Raw genomic sequence first — 4,374 nt, 5'->3', positions numbered from 1 at the left:
GTTACTTTATCTGTTTTGCAATAGCTACCGCTATTTGTCCCTCATGATGTCAGTCAACTGACGGTCTTTCTCTTCCCATAGGCCATTCAGCCAGCGCTGGAAGCTGCGCTTAAAGTTCTTATCGTTAACGTAATCGCCGTGCAGCTCTTCGCCAATAGGGACCAGATTGATACGGACCACGATGCGCGTCAGGCGGCCGCTTAACATATCGTAAAATGGTCTTGTATGATTATCCGGGTAGCACAGCGTGACGTTCAGCAGTTTATCGAACTGCGAACCGAGTACGTTGAGCGCCATGGCGATACCAGCGGCTTTCGGCGGTAACAGGTTGTGGTAAGGAGAGCGCGTTTCGCGCTTTTTTTCTTCGGTAAAACGCGAGCCTTCCACAAAATTGACGATAGTCGTCGGATGCGCGCGAAATTTTTCACACGAACGGCGGGTGGTTTCGACATCTTTACCGCGGCGCTCCGGGTGACGAATAAGATAGCTGCGCGAGTAGCGGCGCATAAAAGGCATATCCAGCGCCCAGCAGGCGAGGCCAATGAAGGGTACCCACGCCAGCTGTTGTTTAAGGAAGTACTTATTCATCGGAATATGCTTGCGGAACAGCACGCACAGCACCACGATGTCTGCCCAGCTGTGGTGGTTGCTGATCAGCAGATACCAGTTCTTTTTGTTCAGGCCTTCCAGACCCTGGACGTCCCATTTTAGCCAGGGATTGAGATGCAACAGCAGCGCCAGCCCTTCGCACCAGCAGTACATCATAAAATTGCAAAAAACGGATATAGAGCGCCATACCGCTGGAATGGGGACCAGCAGTTTAATCAGCCCGGCGACGATGATCGGTACAGAGCAGATAATGGTGACTAAGATGGTTAAGGCGATACTCAGCGGAAGTGTTATCGCAGCGAGTAATCTCGACATAGTTAGTTTATTCAGAAAGTTAGGCTGACAAAGAGCGCCTTTAAGCTGCGCAAGAGGCTGATTTTACCAGAAAACGCGGCAAATGACGGGTCTTACCAGAACAGAAAAAAACAAGGATCTTCTATCCACATGGAAGATTAGGTCATCAAATTAATGCCAGGATCGTTGATCTGTTTTTAAGTGGTTGATAAATAGCAAATAATACTATTTATTCATTTATTTTCAGGGGCGGATAAGCTGACGTTGTAAAACTATACACAAAGTTATCCACAAGCTAAGTTGTCGCGCGATCGCGACGATCGTTGAATCTTTTCCGCGAATTGCGGGAAAAATTCAGGATTTCATGCCCGTCTGTGGCATCCTTTATCCATAATCTGATAAACAGGCACGGAAATTATGGTTCAGATCCCAGAAAACCCTCTCATCCTCGTTGACGGCTCCTCCTATCTTTATCGGGCGTATCATGCGTTTCCGCCGCTGACTAACAGCGCAGGGGAGCCCACCGGGGCTATGTACGGCGTACTGAATATGCTGCGCAGTTTGATACTGCAGTATCAACCGACTCATGCCGTCGTGGTCTTTGATGCGAAAGGGAAAACCTTCCGTGATGAATTGTTCGAGCATTACAAATCTCACCGCCCGCCGATGCCGGACGATCTGCGCGCGCAGATTGAGCCGTTGCATAAGATGGTGAAAGCGATGGGGCTGCCGCTGATGGCAGTCCCGGGCGTCGAAGCTGACGATGTGATTGGCACCCTGGCGCGGGAAGCGGAAAGGGCAGGTCGCCCAGTCCTGATCAGCACCGGTGATAAAGACATGGCCCAGCTGGTGACGCCGGGCATCACCCTGATCAATACCATGACCAACACTATCCTCGGACCGGATGAGGTGGTTACTAAGTACGGCGTCCCGCCGGAGCTGATTATTGATTTCCTGGCGCTGATGGGCGACTCCTCGGATAACATTCCCGGCGTGCCGGGCGTGGGCGAAAAGACCGCTCAGGCGCTGCTGCAAGGCCTCGGCGGCCTTGATACGCTGTATGCGGAACCGGAGAAGATCGCTGAACTGAGCTTCCGCGGCGCGAAAACGATGGCGGCGAAGCTCGAGCAGAACAAGGACGTGGCTTATCTCTCTTATCAGCTGGCGACCATCAAAACCGACGTCGAGCTGGAGCTCACCTGCGAAGAGCTGCAGGTGCAGCCGCCGGCGGCAGACGATCTGCTGGCGCTGTTCAGACAGTATGAGTTTAAGCGCTGGACTACCGACGTTGAGGCCGGAAAATGGCTGCAGGCTAAGGGGGGCAAACCGGCTGCGAAACCTGCAGTGCCTGCAGCAGCGGCAGAAGCGGAAGAAGAGGTTGAAGCCGCTACTGCACTTTCAGCAGAGCATTATGTCACTATCCTTGATGAGGCTACGCTGCTCACCTGGATCGATAAGCTGAAGCAGGCGCCGCTCTTTGCCTTTGATACGGAAACCGACAGCCTGGATAACATCTCCGCCAACATGGTTGGTCTTTCATTCGCTGTTGAGCCGGGCGTGGCCGCCTATGTCCCGGTAGCGCATGATTACCTTGATGCGCCGGATCAGATCCCGCGCGAGCGCGTGCTGACGCTGCTTAAACCGCTGCTGGAGGATGAGAAGGTGCTCAAGGTCGGGCAAAATCTCAAATACGATCGCGGCATTTTGGCTAATTACGACATTGAGCTGCGCGGGATTGCGTTCGATACCATGCTCGAGTCTTACATTCTCGACAGCGTGGCGGGCCGCCACGATATGGACAGTCTTTCCGACCGCTGGCTGAAACATAAAACCATTACCTTCGAAGAGATCGCTGGCAAGGGTAAGAATCAGCTCACCTTTAATCAGATTGCGCTGGAAGAGGCTGGTCGCTACGCGGCGGAAGATGCCGACGTTACGCTCCAGCTGCATCTGAAGATGTGGCCGAAGCTACAGCAGCATGAAGGCCCGCTGAATATCTTCCAGCATATTGAAATGCCGCTGGTGCCGGTGCTGTCTCGCGTTGAGCGCAACGGCGTTAAAATCGACCCCGCCGTGCTGCATGCGCACTCGCAGGAAATTGCCCAGCGCCTGGTTGAGCTGGAGCAGCGGGCACATGAGATCGCCGGGGAAGCGTTTAATCTCTCCTCCACCAAACAGCTGCAAACGATCCTGTTTGAAAAACAGGGTATCAAGCCGCTGAAGAAGACGCCGGGCGGTGCGCCGTCCACCTCTGAAGAGGTGCTGGAAGAGCTGGCGCTCGATTATCCGTTGCCGAAAGTGATTCTGGAGTATCGTGGGCTGGCGAAGCTGAAGTCGACCTATACCGATAAGCTGCCGCTGATGATTAACCCCAAAACGGGCCGCGTGCATACCTCCTATCATCAGGCGGTCACCGCCACCGGCCGTTTGTCGTCTACCGATCCAAACCTGCAAAACATTCCGGTGCGTAACGAAGAAGGGCGCCGTATTCGCCAGGCGTTTATCGCGCCGGAAGATTACGTCATTGTCTCGGCGGACTACTCGCAAATCGAGCTGCGCATTATGGCGCACCTGTCGCGGGATAAAGGCCTGCTGACCGCCTTCGCGGAAGGGAAGGATATTCACCGGGCGACGGCGGCTGAAGTATTTGGCTTACCGCTGGACAGCGTCAGCAGCGAACAGCGGCGCAGTGCGAAAGCCATCAACTTCGGTCTGATCTACGGCATGAGCGCCTTTGGCCTGGCCCGCCAGCTGAACATCCCGCGTAAAGAAGCGCAGAAGTACATGGATCTTTATTTCGAACGTTATCCGGGCGTCCTGGAGTATATGGAGCGCACCCGCGCACAGGCGAAGGAGCAAGGGTATGTTGAAACGCTGGATGGCCGTCGACTCTATTTGCCGGATATCAAGTCCAGCAATGGCGCTCGTCGTGCCGGCGCGGAGCGTGCGGCGATTAACGCCCCGATGCAGGGGACGGCTGCGGATATTATCAAGCGGGCGATGATTGCCGTTGATGAATGGCTGCGGAGCGAGAAACCTCGCGTGCGGATGATCATGCAGGTTCACGATGAACTGGTCTTTGAAGTGCATAAGGATGAGCTCGATGCCGTATCGAAAAAGATCCACGAACTGATGGAGAACAGCACTACGCTGGCGGTACCGTTGCTGGTGGAAGTGGGCAGCGGCGAAAACTGGGATCAAGCGCACTAAGTATACAAAGCGCAACGCGATTTTCTGTAAGTAAGCAACATAACTTATAGAGTTTTGTGAGGATCATTTGAATTTGCTATGTAAATAGTGAAAAAAAACTACAAAAAATGCTTTATCCGTGAGCGAAAGAAGAGTAAAGTTATTCGCGTAGGGTACAGAGGTAAGATGTTCTATCTTTCAGACCTTTTACTTCACGTAATCGGATTTGGCTGAATATTTTAGCGCGGCATCTGGAACTGGGAACCCAGTTTGTGCGCCATC

2 protein-coding genes are annotated in these 4,374 nt (G+C 53.4%); one reads left to right on the top strand and one right to left on the bottom strand.

Annotated elements, in window-relative coordinates; all coding sequences use genetic code 11:
• Positions 1-30: 30 nt before the first annotated feature.
• Entirely contained in the window at positions 31-924 is an 894-nt protein-coding gene (locus HMPREF9538_RS21700) for an acyltransferase (RefSeq protein WP_009484252.1), read from the bottom strand.
• A gap of 396 nt (positions 925-1,320) precedes the next feature.
• Here HMPREF9538_RS21700 and polA point away from each other — a divergent pair, with 396 nt between their 5' ends.
• The gene (polA, locus tag HMPREF9538_RS21705) at positions 1,321-4,113 is read left to right on the top strand and encodes a DNA polymerase I (protein ID WP_009484251.1); all 2,793 of its coding nucleotides are present in this window, start codon (positions 1,321-1,323) and stop codon (positions 4,111-4,113) included.
• The last annotated feature ends 261 nt before the right edge of the window (positions 4,114-4,374 follow it).

This window comes from Klebsiella sp. MS 92-3 (assembly GCF_000195655.1).
GTDB classification, from domain to species: Bacteria; Pseudomonadota; Gammaproteobacteria; order Enterobacterales; family Enterobacteriaceae; genus Klebsiella; species Klebsiella pneumoniae.
Note: the sequence above shows the minus strand (reverse complement) of the source record. Positions and strands in the feature narration are given on the sequence as shown.